The organism is Chloroflexota bacterium, from assembly GCA_016197225.1.
GTDB lineage: Bacteria > Chloroflexota > Anaerolineae > Anaerolineales > VGOW01 > VGOW01.
In genome coordinates, this window is record JACPWC010000022.1 from 1 (window position 1) to 15,861 (window position 15,861).

Sequence of the window (15,861 nt, forward strand, 5' to 3'; positions counted from 1 at the left end):
GACTTCGCCGCCTTCAAGACAGCGATTGAAACGTGTCTCCGAGAAATGCCGACGACGCATAAAGCCGCTTTAGATTCGTTACTGACTCTGCGCTTTCAGCGATTTGAAAAAGCGCAGTTTATGCCCGCGTGAGGTATAGTTCGGATGGTATTACTTTAGCCTCAGGAAGTTGTGAATTGTATTCATCTCGCCAAGGGCGTTGTGTCCGAAGCACACTCAAGCTCTGGAACGCCGCAACCGGCAGACTGGACAAGTCAATCAGCGAATACTCAGACGCCGTGTTATCAGTAGTGTTCAACCCGGATGGGCATATGCTTGCATCTGTGATAGATGAGCCGAATACGGCAGTCCAGTTTTGGGATACCCGTAGTGGTCAACTCATCCGTCAGTTTGAGTGGTATACAGGGCCATCGTCCAACATTGGCTTCTCTTTGCAAAACGACACAATCGCATTCGGAAACTCTGACCATACAGTGGATTTATGGAGCACATTCTCAGGCAAGCAAACATTGAGCCTGAAGGCCCATGACGCCCCTGTTAGTGGGGTCGCTTATAGCTCTAGCAGTTCCAAATTGGCATCTGTGAGCACTGATGGAACAATCTACATTTGGGATTTAGACACTCAGCAGGTTATCCAGCAAGTTAAGACAGAACGATACGAAATCAACAATATCTCATTCAGTCCGGATGGTAGATCGCTGGCCTGGTCAGGAATCCGTCTCGGCGAAAGTGGAACTGTGCAAGTAATAGACACCTTGAATGGTCAGACATTGCATACACTCGAAGGGGAAGTCATATTTGCAATAGCATTCAGTCCAGACGGCTCCATTCTAGCTGGCGCAGATTTCACAAAGAAAGTTATCTACCTGTGGGACGTGGCATCCGGCAAACTAATCACGACCCTAACTCAATCTGATAGCATAACCAGTATTGCCTTCAGTCCAGATGGGCGTATCTTAGCCTCCGGAAGCTGGGACTCTTATATTTGGCTATGGGACATTGCTTCAAAGCGCCTTGTGAAGAAGATTGCGGGTAACACGGGGCAGATTGAGGCGGTGGCCTTTAGTCCCGACGGTCACTTTATTGCTTCGAGTACGTCTTTTGACTCGGATGTGTATATCTGGGACGCAAAGAACGGCGAGCTAAGAGACGTGCTCAGGGCACATTCCGGCGAGATAAGGCAGATTGTATTTAGTCCGGATGGGAAATTGCTCGCCTCAAAGAGTTTTGACGGTACTGTGGTTGTGTGGTCTATCAACGAAAGTAGGTAGTTTCTATACCAGCATGCTTAATTCACTTATCACTGTTGGCTGCGAGATTGTGCAAAGCGGTCTCGTGCAAGGCGCTGGTGGCAACCTGTCGTGCCGCATTGACGACACGATTCACATCACTGCCTCCGGCGCGAAACTTGGCGCGCTGACGGCGGATGACTTTGTCGCCGTCACCACCGAAGGCCAGACGACCTCGCTGCGTAAACCCTCCTCCGAATTATTGATGCACCGCGCCGTCTACGCCGCCCTGCCCTGGGCGCGAGTCGTCCTGCATGCTCACCCGCCCAAAGCCATCGCCCTCGGCGCGCTGGGCCGCGATCTGCCCGCCCTCACCCCCGACTTCTACTTGCACCTCGGCCCGTGTGTGCCGCTCGTCTCTTACGTTACGCCGACCACAAAGGAACTGGCTGACGCCGTGAGCCAGATCATCGTCGGCCAGCGCGCCGCGCTTCTGCAAAATCACGGCGTCATCGTCGCCGGCACCGACGCGGCGTCTGCCCTCCTTCGGTTACAATTGCTCGAAGAAGCGGCGGGCATCCGGCTGATGGCGCTGGCCGTTGGCGAGCCGCGCGCACTCAGTCCGGCAGACTGCAAAGCATTGGACGAAATTACCGGCGGGCGCTATCGAATTTCACCCTGACTCACTATGTTCTGGTTACTGGTCGTCGCCTCAACACTTGCCTCAGCTTACGCCATCTTCCGCCGCTCGTGGCGCTGGATGTTAGTCAGCGCCGTGCTTTACTCGCCCTTCGCCTGGTATCTAAACGCCACGCCAAACTTCAGAGGCGCGTGGCTCATCTTGCTTTTTCACCTGGCCGCCGCCTACGTCCTGCATCGCGGCAATCGCCTTACAGCCTGGCTCTTATTGACTCCAAACATGTTTCTCAGCATTTGGATTGCCCTGTTGGTAATTACTCAATAACAACCATGACTCACCTCACTGGCGCCGAGCGTGCAACTTACGTGCAAAACATGTTCGCCCGCATCGCTGGAAAGTACGACTTGATGAACCGGCTGATGACGGGCGGGCAGGACATCCGCTGGCGCAAAATTTTGTTGTCCGTGGCCGCCGTCCCTCGCGGGGGAAGTTTGCTCGACCTGGGAACCGGAACCGGCGACATCGCCGCCCAGGCCTTGCAAAACGATCCGACGCTCACCAGCGTCGGCGGCGACTTCACCCTGGAGATGATGCGCGTCGGCAAAGCCGACTCCTCCCGTCAAACCGTCCGCTTCACCGGAACCGATGCCCTCAACCTGCCTTTCCCCGATAACACGTTTGACGCCGTCACTTCCGGCTACCTGATGCGAAACGTGATTGACGTGCGCCGCGCCTGGGCGGAACAGTATCGCGTCTTGAAACCGGGCGGGCGCGTCGTCTGCCTCGACACAACGCCGCCGCCCAAAAATTTGCTCTGGCCCTTCATCAACTTTCACCTGCACGTCGTCATCCCGGTGCTGGGCCGCCTCATCGCCGGCGCGTCCGCGTCCGACGCTTACACCTACCTGCCCGACTCCACCGAGAATTTCCTGCCCGCCGAAAAACTGGCCGAGCGCATGGCCGAAGCCGGGTTCAAAGACGTAAGCTTCCAGCGGCTCATGTTTGGCACTATGGCGATCCATTGGGGGACGAAAGGGTCAACGGATTGAACGGATTTAGCGGATGATTTTTGGTTTTCCGTTCAATCCGCTAAATCCGTTGACCCAAAACCGCTATGCCAAAACGACTCATCGTCGGCCTCACCGGAGCCTCCGGCGTCATCTACGGCATCCGCGCCCTCGAACTGCTCAAGGGCAGTGAGGTCGAAACCCACCTCGTCCTCAGTCCGGCGGCCAAAGCCACCATTGCTCAGGAAACCGACTGGAAGGTGAGCGACGTTGAAGCGCTGGCCTCGGTCAGGCACGATCATCGTGACGTGGGCGCGGCCATTGCTTCCGGCTCATTTACGACGCTGGGCATGTTGATCGCGCCCTGCTCGATCAAAACCCTCTCCGCCGTCGCCAACTCATATTCCAACGATCTCATGTCTCGCGCCGCCGACGTGTGCCTCAAAGAGGGCCGCCCGCTTTTGCTTATGGTGCGCGAAACCCCGCTTCACCGCGGCCACATCCGTCTCATGGCCCAGGCCGCCGAAGCAGGTGCCATCATCTTTCCGCCCGTGCCCGCTTTCTACGGCAAACCGCAGACGATTGACGATTTAGTGAATGGCACAGTGGGCCGCGCTCTGGCCCGGCTGGGCATCGAGAACGAGGCTTATACGAAGTGGAAGGGGATGGGGGAGAGCGGCGCTGGCTGAGGCCCGGTAGATGGTGTTCAATCACCCCAGCCTGTTTATCCCATCAAATGCCGCCGTCTTGTAACACTCGGCCAGGGTCGGGTAATTGAAAACGGTGTTGACGAAGTAGTCTACCTTGCCGCCAAAGGCCATGACGGCCTGGCCGATGTGAATCAGTTCGCTGGCGCCCTCGCCAATGATGTGGACGCCGAGCAGTTCGCGCGTCTCCAGATGGAAGATGAGCTTGAGCAGGCCGGTGCTGTCGCCGATGATCTGGCCGCGCGCAATCTCGCGATATTGCGCCTTGCCAATTTCGTAGGGAATGCCCTGCGCCGTCAATTCTTCTTCGTTGCGGCCTACGGTTGAGATTTCGGGGATGGTGTAGATGCCGTAGGGGAACAACTCCGGCACGCTTTTGGCTTCGATGCTTAAGGCGTGGCAGGCGGCGAGGCGGCCCTGTTCCATCGAGGTCGAAGCCAGGCTCGGGAAGCCGATCACGTCACCCACCGCGTAAATGTGCGGGATGTCAGTCTGGTAGTGAGCGTTCACTTTGAGCCGCCCCCGGCCATCGGCGGCCAACCCGGCGGCGGCCAGGTTCAGGGTTTCGGTTGCCCCCGTGCGGCCAATGCTGTGCAGCGCCGATTCGGTGATGATCTGTTTGCCGCTGGCGAGATGAATCTTGACTCGCTGGCCGTGGTTGTCGTCGTTGATTACCTCCAGGCCGCTCACCTCTTCGCCCAGGCGAAGCGTGACCCGGTTCTGGCGCAGGTGGTAAGCCAGGGCGTCAATGATCTCATGATCGACGAACGGCAGGAGGCGGTCGCGCTTGTCAATCAGCGTCACCCGCATACCGAGGGCGGCGAAGAGGCAGGCGTATTCACAGCCGATGACGCCCGCGCCGACGACGGTGAGGGTGCGCGGCAGGTGGTTGAGCCGGAGGATGTCGTCGCTGATCAGGATGTGCTGGCTGTCGAACGAGACGTTGGCGTCTTTGGTGGCGCTGGTTCCGGTGGCAATGATGATGGTGGCGGCAGTCACGTCGCGCTGAACGCGATCGTCCACGTGATTGAGGCGGACGGTGTGCGGATCAACGAAAGCGGCCTCGGCGGTGAGCAGTTCCACACGGTTGCGCTGGAGCTGGTGGCGGGTCACGTCCAGCTCGTGGCGGATGACGTGCTCGGTGCGAAAGAGCAGGTCGTTCATGGTGATGTTTTGCTTCACCGTGTACGACGCGCCGTACAGCCCGCGCTCACGGAAGCCGGAGAGATGCAACACGGCTTCGCGCAACGTTTTGCTGGGGATGGTGCCGGTGTTGATGCACACCCCGCCAACTACTGCCTTGCGTTCGGCAATTGCCACCCGTTTGTTGAGCTTGGCGGCCTGGATGGCCGCCCGTTGCCCCGCCGGGCCGGAGCCGATGACGAGCATGTCGTATTCGTAGTCGGGCATGGCAATCTCCCTCGCAGTTATTGATAAACGAAAAACGTCAAACGTGTATGTCGTTTCACGTTTGACGTTTTTGATCTCAGCCGCGCTTTTTTGTCATGGCTATCTCGTCAGGGCGTCGTCGCCCCCGGTTCAACCGTTGAAGTAGAAGCCGGCAGTTGAGCCGTGTCCGGCAGGTTGAACAGATACGGGCTGTTCGACGGAACCAGCATCACCTGCACGTTGCCGCCCAGCTTTTGCACGTAGGTGTACTGGATCAGATCAGGGTTGTCTTTCAGTTGAGCGGCGATCAGCGCCAGCGACTTGGCTTCGGCCTCGGCCTGAATGAGCCGGGCTTTTGCTTCGGCCTCGGCCTGGATCACGAACGCTTCGGCATCGCCCTTAGCCTCAATTACGGCGGCGTCGGCCTGGCCCTGAGCCACCTGCCGGGCCTGCTCGGCCTCCTGCCTCTTCTGCTCCACCACCAACTGCGCCTGCTGGGCTTGTTGTTCGGCAATCTGCTTCTGTTCTACAGCCAGCGAATATTGCTCGGAGAACGCCACATTGCGCACCAGGAAATCCACCAGGGTCAAATTGTTCTCGGCAAACTTCTTGGTCAACTCGTCGGTGATCAACTGCTCCATCTCCACCCGCTTGGTGCTGACGATCTCCTCGACGCCATACTGCGAGGCCAGATCGCGGATGATGCCTCGCGCCAGGGGGCGCACGATGGCATCCTCGTACCGGCTCTGCCAGGTGATATGAAGCGCAACCACCTTCAGCGGGTCAATCGCATAGATCACCGAAGCGTCAATAAAAATTTCCTGCCCGTCCTTGGTTCGCGCCTTGACCGAGTCGTCGCCTGAGACTTGCCCCTCGGACGGCGAGGACGACATGGTGTACGATTGCCGTGAGATGGGATATTTCTCCACCCGCTCGGCAAACGGTATGATCCAATGCAACCCTGGTTTGAGCGAGTCAGGCCGCACACCGCCTGCCGTCAGCGGCGCAATCACCACCCCGTGTTCCTGCGGCTCAATCACCACTAGTCCGGCGCCAACAACATTCAACACCACGGCCAACACCACCGCGCCAATGACTAGCGGCACCATCCCGCCAATTTTGCCGCCGCGGGCCACCGTCAACCCGGCCAACACAATTGCCGCGAGCACAATCATCCAGGATAGGCCGGCCAGCACTTGAACAATGCTTGAAATATTCATTTGAAGTCTCCTTATGTAGGTCGCAAGCTTGCGACGTTGGTGAAGATTATATCACCCGCAAAATATGAATTGCATTTGTGTTATCATCGCCGCGTGCGACAGGCTGAAGCTCGTTGTAAACAACTGGAACTGATTGGCGACCAGGTACGGATTCGCTTTGAAACGGACCTGATTCCGGCCCCCGGCCAACTCGTCCTCGCCCGTTTGGCCGCCACTGCCGACCCGTACCTTCGTCTGCCCCTCTTCCCGTCGGCCCTTTTTCAAACCGGGTTCGCGGTAGATGTGGCCGCCTCTCACCCGGCCCTTCGTTTTCTTGCGCCCGGCGCAACGTTGGACTTGATCGGCCCGGTGGGGGTTCACATCGGCGGCCTCCCATCCCGATCCCGCCTGGCCCTGATCGCCGACTCTGATCCAGCCATCCTGCTCCCGTTCGCTTCTCAAGCCATCGCCGACGGTGGAACCGCCACCTTGCTTCTCGCCCGGCCTTATCCGCTCGACGCCCTCGACCCTGAAATCGAAATCCGCGTGGGCGACTTGCCCCAGCTTGCCGCCGAATTTGCCATGCTGGCCGACCGGGTTCTCATTCACACCGACCCGGTCTTGCATCAACCTTTGCGCCAACAACTTGCGCACGCCCGCGCCTTCGTCCCGCCCGATTATGCTTACGCGCTGGCCGAGCGTTCACTGCCCTGCGGCCTCGGCGCGTGTTGCGCGTGTGCCGTGAAGACAAGGCGCGGCTGGCAATGGGCTTGCCTCGACGGCCCCTTCTTCAGCCTGGCCGAACTCGACACCTGATCTTGTAAGGGCGAAGCATTCGGGACAACGGCTCAAAGTTCACCAGAATCTTTGCTCCGATGCTTCGCCCCTACCACGACCATGAACGTTCTCTGCCTTGTAGCTCATCCCGACGACGAAACGATCTTGTGCGGCGGCACGCTGGCCCTGCTGGCCGCGAGAGGCGCGGCGGTTCACGTAGCCTGCCTCACCCGCGGCGAGGGCGGCGAACTTGGCGAGCCGCCGCTGACCGGCCGCGAGCATTTGGGCGACATGCGCGAGCAGGAGATGGTGTGCGCCGTCGGCAAGCTGGGTGGCAAGAGCCTGACGTTTCTGGGCTACGTTGACCCCGTCGTCGGCCCCGAGGACAAACTCTTTGCGCCCGAACACGACCCAACGATGCTGGCCGGGCAAATTGTGGCCGCCATCCAGCAATTCAAGATTGATGTCGTCATCACCCACGGCTCCAACGGCGAATACGGCCACCCGGCCCACATGTTGATGAATCAGATGACGCTGGCGGCGGTCGCTTCTTTGCGCCAGGAAGTAGAAGCGCAACCGGCATTTCCCAACCACCTTACCACCCAACCACCCAGTTTCTACACCTTCGCCGCCGCTTTCCCTGATCATCCTTACCCGCGCCTCGCCAACGCCGAAGACTCCGCTGATCTGATCCTCGACGTGTCGGCTATGCTCGACAAAAAAGATGCCGCCGCCCTGTGCCACAAAACGCAGAACGCTCTCTTCGTCCGCCGCCGTTCGGAGCAAATGGGCCGCCCCGTCACCGTGCGCGAAGCTTTGCTCTCGGTCGAAAGCCTCCATCGCGTCTTCGGTCAGCCTGGTGACGAATTGTCGAAATTGTTGATCCGTTAGAGCCTGTTTGATGATTGCTCTCCAACCGCGTCCTTCGCGAAGCATCCCGGTGGGACGCGGTTGGCCCGAAGGGGCCTGCGAAGACGCGGGCTTTGAGCATTTTCCAAACAGGCTGTTAGCGATTGGAGTTGGGATTTGTCTATCGAGCTTGCTCCTTCTCACAAAATCGGCCTGCCGTTAGCCTCGCCCCTCATCGCCGGCGGCGGCGCGTTTGGCTTCGCCGACGAGTATGCCTCGCTCGCGGGTGAAACCCGTTTCTCGCGCTTCGGGGCATTCGTCACCAACCCGCTCACGCTCCGCCCGCGCTCACCTGCTAACCAGCAACACGTCATTCCATTTCCGGGTGGAACATTGATTCACACCGGCCTGCCTAACCCCGGCCTGTCGGCGGCTATCCGCGACTACGAGCACAAGTGGGAAAGATTGGGTTGCCCGGTCATCGTTCACGTGGCGGCTACCACTGTGGATGAAGTGGCAATGTGCGCAGAGAAGTTGGAGCGGGTGGAGTCGGTTGCCGGAATCGAGATCGGCTTTCGCGACGACGAGCCGCTGGCCGAGGCCGAAGCGATGTTGCGAGCCGCCGTCCAGCGCGCCCGTCAACCCGTCATCGTCAGCCTGCCGCAGGCGCGGGCACCGGCTTTTGCGCGAATGGCCGAGAGGGTTGGGGCGCAGGCGGTGACGGCGACTGCCCCGCCGCGTGGCACAATGCGACACAAAGACGAATGGGTGAGCGGGCGGCTTTACGGCCCGGCGCTCTTGCCGCAAACGTTGAGCCTTGTCCGCGAACTAAAAACACAAACCGCCCTGCCGATCATCAGCGCAGGCGGCGTGCATACGAAGGATGATGTTGAAGCGATGCTGGCAGCAGGGGCAACCGCCGTGATGGTGGATAGCGTTGTTTGGGTTCAGCCCGGCTTTTTTGACAACGGATGAAACGGATCGAACGGATTCTTCTTTATCCGTTAGATCCGTTGTCAACTACTTCTCAAGCAAAATAGTCACCGGCCCGTCGTTCAAAATCTCCACCAGCATCATCGCTCGAAAGACTCCGGTTTGCACAGGCACGCCGTAAAACTGTAGTCGCTTGGCAAAGTATTCGACGAGCGGCTCGGCCTCGGAGGGTGGGGCGGCGTCAATGAATGAGGGTCGCCGCCCTCTCTGCGCGTCGGCGTGGAGCGTGAACTGCGAGACGACGATGGCGCTCCCGCCCACTTCCAGCACTGAGCGGTTCATCTTCCCGGCTTCATCCTCAAAGATTCGCAGGTTGGCGATCTTCTCGGCCAGCCAATCGGCCTGCTCTTGCGTGTCGCCTTTGCCCACGCCGACCAGCACCACCAACCCTTTGCCGATCTCGGCCACACGCTTGCCCTCAACTGTGACTGAGCCTTTAGCAACTCGCTGAATTACTACTCGCAAAGATTAACTCCTGAGCCTACAAAAAAATCATTCCAAGCGGAGCAAGGAATGACGTTTGTCGTTTGACGTTTGAGATTTGTCGTTTTCACTTCCCTCGATCCACCACCGCCTTCACCAGCTTCACGGCAATGCTTCCACCAGGCACAATCATCCCCACCGCGTCGGCGGTGACATCGAAGAGCAGGTCGCGAGTCATGAGACTCTTGATCTGGTCTTGAAGTTTCTTGCCGCCAGTGCGCGTCTCGCCCGTTATCCCGTCGTACTCGACGATCACCTTTTTGCTTTTGGCCGCCCACTCATACTCAAAAGCGTACACAGGCCGGAAGTACAAATCAATCGCTTCCACGTCCACCCGCTCTTCGTGGATCATCTGCGCCTGCACCGGCTTGACGGCTTCGCTCATCACCTGCCGCACCACCGCAGTAGCCCGGGCTTGGGGCGGAATCACCAGCACGCCCTCGGGCGCAAACCCGGCCAGGTCGGGAATCTCCTCAGCCGTGAATGTCAGATACTTGCCGAAATCAGCCTGGTTGCCCGACATGCCATCGAAGGTGCGCGTGAGGCGGCCTTCGTCAATGCAATGCTCAACGACGTCGAGGGCCACGCCCGGCCCGCCTTTGGTCTTCGGGTCAACCGCCACTTTTTGCCCCAGCACCGTCAGGCTCTTCACTTCCGGCCCGCCGACGTTCAGGGTGTAACTGCGGCCCCGGTCATAAACCGTGCGCGTGGCAATTGTCACTTGCCAGAACGGTTCGAGCCGATTCTCGGTGGAGAGCAGTTGAATCTCTTCCGGCTTGGGTCGTGAGAGCAGAGCGCCCACCATTCCGGCCACCAGATTGGTGCGCTTGTCGTCCACCCGCACCCGGGCTACCTCCAGCGTCGTCTGCGGAATGAGTCGAAAAGCGCGTTCGGATGCCAGGGAAATGTCCATAAGTCACCTACGAGTTCAACGCCGCCAGTCCGACAGACTTAAGTTCGTCATAGAACTCGCGGAAGTATTGGCAAGTATCATGAACTGGTTGGAACTGAAGGCACTGAAAAAGTGGCGTACCATCATTAATTTTGTGATAGTCGTCGCGATGGCGGCTCTTGAACAAAACTTCTATGCGTCTATGCGGCGGGTTATCGAAGTTCTTTGTTTCGGCATTCCGATCAGGTTTTATATTCGTGTCATTCAATCGTTTTGCTAAACAATCGCCTTCAGCCAGCAACCAGGCTTCGATCTCATGCACCGAGAGATGAGGTCGAAAGAAAGTTGGCTCGAAATCATCTTGGAGCCAGTTCTTGACTCTGGTGACTTTCTCAGATAGCTCATCGTCAAGATTGTGCTGAACGTGACTTATTCCATAGAGGTCAATCAAAGTAAAAACGGCAATGACTTCGGGCTTTCGGCGATACAGAGGAACGTATTCGAATACATCTTTCAGCTTGCCTTTCAGATTAATTGGAAGCAGGCCTACTGCTTTCAAGCCATCTGCCTCCCACTGCCTCGAGATGAAATGCTTGACTGCGATTTCTTCTGTGCGACCCTCACACAGGATGACAATATGTCGTCCCCCCTTGAGTTCTCGCCGTTTCACGGGCGTCCCCCAATATGCCCGGCTAACCACAAGTCGCCCAACGTGAACTTGTCAAGCCAACCTGCTAATTCTGTTTCAGTCAGGCGTGAAAGTGTCGTTCCCCCATCCTCTTTTTCGACAACGACAACATGTTCAGGTTTGACGTAAGAAACAAGTTGGGGAGAATGAGTTGCGACAATCACCTGAGTGCGAGTCGCCGCTGACTCTAGCAACTCGGCCACTAGTTCAATCCAATCTGGGTGCAGGCCAATTTCAGGCTCTTCAATACAAATCAGGGGCGGCGGGTTGGGTGTTTTTAGAATGGCAAGCAAACACAACAAGCGCAAAGTTCCATCTGAGAGAAGATTGGCTGAGAAGCCATAGTCTTTTTCAAACGGGCGTTCCCACCAGCGCAGGACAATTTTGCCGTCGCCACCTTCGGCGGGGAATGAAATATGGTGAAAACCCTCGTAAACGTTTTTCAAAGTCTCGCAAATTTCATCCCATATCACAGGGTAGTCGCTTTGGATCGTGTGAAGCACGGGTGTTAAATTGCTGCCATCGGGTAATAAGCGGATGCTGGAACGGGCAGTCTGAGAGCCTCGAACGGGCGCGTCGGCGTCTACCCTGAAGGGCTGATAAAACGTCCAGTTCTCAAAATGATTCAATAATTTATAAGGAATGGGATAGGCTGTATAGTCTTTAACCTGATAGATAGCCAGTTCATAGGTGCTTTGAAGCTCCTTTTGCTCTTCCTTCTTGCTAGACATATTACGGAACATAGCTTTATGTCCATCAGAGCGCATCAAGTCAAGAGGCACGGTCTTCGATGGAATGGAGGCTTGGGAAACCTGCTCGGATTTTACAGAGCCCACCCGGTGCAATACCAATTTATATTGAACGGGTGTAGTCTCATAGCTAATTCCTCTTTCGGAAGCGAAAGAAAATTCAAAGCTAAAAGAAAAAAGAGCACTTTTTCCGCCTCTGAAGGTTAGAATGTCATCTATAGGGAGGTTATTCTCGAATTGTCCAGCCGCCGCCTGTGCCATCAAATTGAAAACATCTAAAAAATTAGACTTACCACTACCATTCGGCCCGATCAGCACCGTCAAGCCAGGCATGTCCAACTCAACATGGCGCAAACTACGATAGTTTTCAATTTCAATTCGCGTCAACATCGTTTGCCTCTGCTTGGGATTTTACAGCGGTAATCCCACCGCTTCTTTCACCTCAGCCAACGTTTGCTCGGCCAGACCTTGCGCTCGCCTGGCTCCGTCGTGCAGAACGTCCCACACATGATCCGGGTTCCTGGCAAGCTCGGCCCGTTTCTCGCGAAACGGCTCGAGGTGGGCGTTGATATTCTTGGCCAGAATCTTCTTGCAGTCCACACAGCCAATGCCGGCCACGCGGCACTCGCGGTCAATCATCGGTAATTCGCGCGGCGCGGGCGAAAAGGTCTTGTGGAGAGTGAAGACGTTGCAGACCTCCGGGCGGCCGGGGTCGGTGCGGCGCTGGCGTTGCGGGTCAGTCACCATCGTCATCACTTTGGCCTGAGTCTCTTCGGGCGTGGCCGCCAACTCGATGTGGTTGTTCAGGCTCTTGCCCATCTTTTGCTGGCCGTCGGTGCCCAGTACTTTGGGATACTCGGTGTTCTTCATCTGCGGCTCGATCAGCACTTGCTTCCCGGTGCGGAAGTTGAAGGTGCGCACGACCTCGCGGGCAAACTCGATGTGTGACGCCTGATCAATGCCGACCGGAACCGTGTCGGCCTTGTACAGGGTGATGTCCGCCGTCATCAGCACCGGATAGCCGACGAGGCCGTAGTTGATGTTGTGAGGATGAAGCGCCACTTTCTCTTTGAACGTCGGCAGATCGGTGAGCTTGCCGAGCGGGGTGAACATGGACAGGATGGTGTGCAGTTCGGTCACCTGCGGCACGTGGCTCTGCACAAACATGATCGTCTCGTTCGGGCGGATACCGGCGGCCAGCCAGTCCAGGGCCATCTCGGCGGTGTTCTGCCGCAAGTCCTCAAACTCGTCCATCGTGGTCAGCGCGTGCAAATCTACAATGCAGTACACGCACTCGTAGTCATCCTGTAGAGCTACGTAGTTTTTGATCGCGCCCAAATAATTGCCTAAGTGCTGGCGGCCGGTGGGCCGCGCCCCCGAAAACACTCGTCCTTTTTTCATCGTTGAATCATCCGTTTCCTTCCGTTTTATCCGTTGTCAGTTTTTCCGCTACCAGCGCCGCAATCTCCCCCGGTTCAACGTGGCGATGCGTAGCAAGCTTGGAATAGATCAGTTCGCCATTCAGACTGACCTCGAACCGCCCTCCTTCTGACGGGACGATGCGCACCTCTGAAAGTTGCGGCTCGAATTTGGTCAGCAGTTCGCCCGCCAAACTGGCGGCGCGGGCCGTGTAGTGTCAAACCGCGCAGTAAACAATCTCAATGGTGTGCATGGGCAAAAGTATAACACGCCAGCCATGAGACGCGATATACTGACTCTATGTCTAATATTCTTTCCACCGCCACTTCCATTGCCCGTCGGGCCGGAGAAATTCTCAAAGAAAATAATGGCGACCGCCGCGTTGACTTCAAAGGCGAGATCGATCTCGTCACCGACTACGACCGCCGCTCCGAAGCCTTCATCGTCTCAGCCCTGGGTGAAGCTTTCCCCGACCACGCCCTGCGCGCTGAAGAAGGAAGCCGGGCCAACACCGGCGCCGATTACGAATGGCTGATTGACCCTCTCGACGGCACCACCAATTTTGCGCACGGACTGCCAATTTTCAGCGTCAGCATGGCGCTGTTGCATTGCGGTGAGCCAGTCGTCGGCGTGGTTTACGATCCGTCGCGTGACGAATGTTTCACCGCCGAGAAGGGCGGCGGGGCATTTCTCAACAGCCACAAGTTGCAGGTGTCGGCCACCCCGACGCTCGACGCGGCTCTGCTCGTCACCGGCTTCCCTTACGACATCCGCACTAATCCCTACGACAATCTTGCCCAGTTCAATCACTTTGCCGTGCGAGCGCGGGCTGTGCGCCGCCTGGGTTCGGCCGCATTGGATTTGGCTTATGTAGCCGCAGGCCGTTTGGATGGCTATTGGGAATTTCGCATGAAGCCGTGGGACATTGCCGCCGGGGCGCTGATGGTGCGCGAAGCCGGTGGACGGGTGACTGATCATAACAATCAGCCAACATTTGTGCCTGATGCCGCGCTCCTGGCCACGAACGGCCTGATTCACGACGCGATGTTGAGAGTATTGCGCGAAGGCGAGAATGCGCCGCGACCGTAAGTTGTGTTACTATTTCTGCCATGACCGACTATACAACCCTCCTTTACTCCCTCGCCGACGGCGTCGCTGAAATCACCTTCAACCGCCCCGAAGCCCTCAACGCCTTCAACGACCTGATGGCCGCCGAGTTTCAAGAGGCGCTCAAGAACGCCGAACGCGACTCGACCGTGCGGGCCTTGCTTATCACGGGCGCCGGCAAAGGCTTTTGCGCCGGGCAGGATTTGAGCGCAGTGCGCGAACGCCCTGGAGGTCTCTCGTTCCGCGAACACTTGCTTAAGACCTACAATCCGATTGTGGCGAAATTGCAGTCGCTTGAGAAGCCGGTAGTGGCCGCCATCAACGGGGCGGTGGTGGGCGCGGGCTTCGGCATCGCCCTCGCTTGCGACATTCGCTACGCCTCCGTGTCAGCCAAGTTTCGCATGGCCTTCATCGGCATTGGCCTCGCGCCAGACTCCGGCACGAGCTACTTCCTGCCGCGCCTGGTCGGCATGGGCCGCGCTCTCGAACTGGCTTACACCAACGAGCTGGTAGACGCCGCCACTGCCTTGCAACTGGGCCTCGTCAACAAAGTGTTCCCCGCCGACGCGCTGTTGAAAGAAGCTCAGGCCTTGGCCGCCAGACTGGCGGGTGGCCCAACCAAAAGTTACGGCCTCACCAAACGGGCCATGCTCCACGCCGCTGGCGGCACCCTCGACGATGCGCTCGACTACGAAGCGCACCTGCAAGACATTGCCGGCCGCACTGACGATCACAAAGAGGGCGTCGCCGCCTTCCTGGAAAAACGCCCGCCGCAGTTCAAAGGGAAATAAGAGAGGAACCGCCAAGACGCAAAGATCGCAAAGCCCCTTCCACGTTCCTGGCCTTTGCGCGCTTCGCGCCTTCGCGGTGAACTGAAATTGCAAACGATAGCGATTCTCGGCAGTGGCACGATGGGCGCTGGCATCGCGCAAGTCTGCGCCCTGCGCGACTTTGAGACGATCCTTTACGATATCAGTGACGAGATTGTCAGCGCCGCGCTGGAAAAGATTCAGGCCTCGATCCGCAAAGGCGTCGAACTTGGCAAGACTCCAGCCGGTGAAGCCGACTCAGCCCTTGCCCGCCTGAGGACGGCCACTCGCCTCTCCGATCTCGCCCCCGCCGATCTCATCATCGAAGCCGTCCCTGAAAAGCTTGATCTCAAACAGCACCTCTTCCACCAACTCGATTTCATTCTTGCCCCCTCGGCCCTGTTGGCCTCCAACACCTCCTCGCTTTCCATCACCGCCATTGCTGGAGCCACCAAACGCCCATCGCAAGTGCTCGGCCTGCACTTCTTCAACCCGCCGCTCCTCATGGCTCTGGTCGAAGTCGTGCGCGGCGACCAAACATCAGATAAGACTCTCAACGCCGGCATGGAATTCGCCCGCGCCCTCGGCAAGACACCGGTCGTGTGCAGTGATACGCCGGCCTTCATCGTCAACCGCGTCGCCCGGCCTTTCTATGGCGAAAGCTTGCGCTTGCTCGGCGAGCACGCGGCTGATGCGCCGACGATTGACAAGCTCATGAAGTCGCTCGGCTTTCGCATGGGGCCGTTTGAACTCATTGACCTCATCGGCCTCGACGTGAACTTCGCCGTCACCCAGTCGGTCTACAACGCCTTCTTCCACGACCCCAAATATCGCCCGCATCCCATCCAGCAAAAAATGGTGGACGCCGGACTGCTGGGGCGGAAGACGAAACGCGGATTCTACGAATATCCGTAGAAGGCTTCA

General features: G+C 57.8%; 19 protein-coding genes. 11 read left to right on the top strand and 8 right to left on the bottom strand.

What is annotated here, in order from left to right; genetic code table 11:
- Window positions 1-311 precede the first annotated feature (311 nt).
- The 5 genes from HYZ49_04040 to HYZ49_04060 all read left to right on the top strand — a co-directional run bounded on the left by HYZ49_04040 (window position 312) and on the right by HYZ49_04060 (window position 3,565).
- Window positions 312-1,271, top strand: coding sequence for a WD40 repeat domain-containing protein (locus HYZ49_04040; protein ID MBI3241446.1), 960 nt, complete (start codon window positions 312-314; stop codon window positions 1,269-1,271).
- Window positions 1,272-1,284: 13 nt separating this feature from the next.
- Window positions 1,285-1,911 (top strand): class II aldolase/adducin family protein, encoded by a 627-nt coding sequence (locus HYZ49_04045; GenBank protein ID MBI3241447.1) that lies wholly within the window; start codon window positions 1,285-1,287, stop codon window positions 1,909-1,911.
- Window positions 1,912-1,917: 6 nt separating this feature from the next.
- Window positions 1,918-2,193 (top strand): hypothetical protein, encoded by a 276-nt coding sequence (locus HYZ49_04050; GenBank protein MBI3241448.1) that lies wholly within the window; start codon window positions 1,918-1,920, stop codon window positions 2,191-2,193.
- 5 nt (window positions 2,194-2,198) lie between these two features.
- Window positions 2,199-2,918: a ubiquinone/menaquinone biosynthesis methyltransferase gene (locus tag HYZ49_04055; protein MBI3241449.1), complete on the top strand. Its 720-nt coding sequence runs from the start codon at window positions 2,199-2,201 to the stop codon at window positions 2,916-2,918.
- A 65-nt stretch (window positions 2,919-2,983) separates the two neighbouring features.
- Window positions 2,984-3,565: a UbiX family flavin prenyltransferase gene (locus tag HYZ49_04060; GenBank protein MBI3241450.1), complete on the top strand. Its 582-nt coding sequence runs from the start codon at window positions 2,984-2,986 to the stop codon at window positions 3,563-3,565.
- 21 nt (window positions 3,566-3,586) lie between these two features.
- Here the strand turns inward: HYZ49_04060 and sthA are convergent, their stop codons facing one another.
- The gene (gene sthA / locus HYZ49_04065) at window positions 3,587-4,993 is read right to left on the bottom strand and encodes a Si-specific NAD(P)(+) transhydrogenase (GenBank protein ID MBI3241451.1); all 1,407 of its coding nucleotides are present in this window, start codon (window positions 4,991-4,993) and stop codon (window positions 3,587-3,589) included.
- 107 nt (window positions 4,994-5,100) lie between these two features.
- Window positions 5,101-6,192: a hypothetical protein gene (locus tag HYZ49_04070; protein ID MBI3241452.1), complete on the bottom strand. Its 1,092-nt coding sequence runs from the start codon at window positions 6,190-6,192 to the stop codon at window positions 5,101-5,103.
- Window positions 6,193-6,231: 39 nt separating this feature from the next.
- Between HYZ49_04070 and HYZ49_04075 the strand changes: the two genes are divergently transcribed.
- The 3 genes from HYZ49_04075 (at window position 6,232) to HYZ49_04085 (ending at window position 8,772) form a co-directional block, all read left to right on the top strand.
- Window positions 6,232-6,987 (top strand): hypothetical protein, encoded by a 756-nt coding sequence (locus HYZ49_04075; protein MBI3241453.1) that lies wholly within the window; start codon window positions 6,232-6,234, stop codon window positions 6,985-6,987.
- An 81-nt stretch (window positions 6,988-7,068) separates the two neighbouring features.
- The gene (locus HYZ49_04080) at window positions 7,069-7,839 is read left to right on the top strand and encodes a PIG-L family deacetylase (protein ID MBI3241454.1); all 771 of its coding nucleotides are present in this window, start codon (window positions 7,069-7,071) and stop codon (window positions 7,837-7,839) included.
- 135 nt (window positions 7,840-7,974) lie between these two features.
- Window positions 7,975-8,772: a nitronate monooxygenase gene (locus HYZ49_04085; protein ID MBI3241455.1), complete on the top strand. Its 798-nt coding sequence runs from the start codon at window positions 7,975-7,977 to the stop codon at window positions 8,770-8,772.
- A 45-nt stretch (window positions 8,773-8,817) separates the two neighbouring features.
- On the opposite strand, the gene HYZ49_04090 is transcribed toward HYZ49_04085, so the two are convergent.
- The 6 genes from HYZ49_04090 to HYZ49_04115 all read right to left on the bottom strand — a co-directional run bounded on the left by HYZ49_04090 (window position 8,818) and on the right by HYZ49_04115 (window position 13,214).
- A complete protein-coding gene (locus HYZ49_04090) occupies window positions 8,818-9,255 on the bottom strand; it encodes a D-tyrosyl-tRNA(Tyr) deacylase (protein MBI3241456.1) in 438 nt (145 codons plus the stop codon).
- 85 nt (window positions 9,256-9,340) lie between these two features.
- Window positions 9,341-10,186, bottom strand: coding sequence for a hypothetical protein (locus HYZ49_04095; GenBank protein ID MBI3241457.1), 846 nt, complete (start codon window positions 10,184-10,186; stop codon window positions 9,341-9,343).
- A gap of 7 nt (window positions 10,187-10,193) precedes the next feature.
- Window positions 10,194-10,835 (bottom strand): DUF4276 family protein, encoded by a 642-nt coding sequence (locus tag HYZ49_04100; GenBank protein ID MBI3241458.1) that lies wholly within the window; start codon window positions 10,833-10,835, stop codon window positions 10,194-10,196.
- On the bottom strand, window positions 10,832-11,992 hold the full coding sequence (locus HYZ49_04105; protein ID MBI3241459.1) for an AAA family ATPase: 1,161 nt from the start codon (window positions 11,990-11,992) through the stop codon (window positions 10,832-10,834). The genes HYZ49_04100 and HYZ49_04105 overlap by 4 nt, the downstream gene beginning before the upstream one ends.
- A gap of 21 nt (window positions 11,993-12,013) precedes the next feature.
- Window positions 12,014-13,003, bottom strand: a complete 990-nt coding sequence (gene trpS / locus HYZ49_04110; GenBank protein MBI3241460.1) for a tryptophan--tRNA ligase — start codon at window positions 13,001-13,003, stop codon at window positions 12,014-12,016.
- A gap of 7 nt (window positions 13,004-13,010) precedes the next feature.
- Window positions 13,011-13,214, bottom strand: coding sequence for a SelT/SelW/SelH family protein (locus HYZ49_04115; protein MBI3241461.1), 204 nt, complete (start codon window positions 13,212-13,214; stop codon window positions 13,011-13,013).
- Window positions 13,215-13,321: 107 nt separating this feature from the next.
- Here HYZ49_04115 and HYZ49_04120 point away from each other — a divergent pair, with 107 nt between their 5' ends.
- The 3 genes from HYZ49_04120 to HYZ49_04130 all read left to right on the top strand — a co-directional run bounded on the left by HYZ49_04120 (window position 13,322) and on the right by HYZ49_04130 (window position 15,852).
- Window positions 13,322-14,110 (top strand): inositol monophosphatase, encoded by a 789-nt coding sequence (locus HYZ49_04120; protein MBI3241462.1) that lies wholly within the window; start codon window positions 13,322-13,324, stop codon window positions 14,108-14,110.
- Between the two features lie 20 nt (window positions 14,111-14,130).
- Window positions 14,131-14,919 (top strand): enoyl-CoA hydratase/isomerase family protein, encoded by a 789-nt coding sequence (locus HYZ49_04125; protein ID MBI3241463.1) that lies wholly within the window; start codon window positions 14,131-14,133, stop codon window positions 14,917-14,919.
- A 120-nt stretch (window positions 14,920-15,039) separates the two neighbouring features.
- On the top strand, window positions 15,040-15,852 hold the full coding sequence (locus HYZ49_04130) for a 3-hydroxybutyryl-CoA dehydrogenase (protein MBI3241464.1): 813 nt from the start codon (window positions 15,040-15,042) through the stop codon (window positions 15,850-15,852).
- Window positions 15,853-15,861 lie beyond the last annotated feature (9 nt).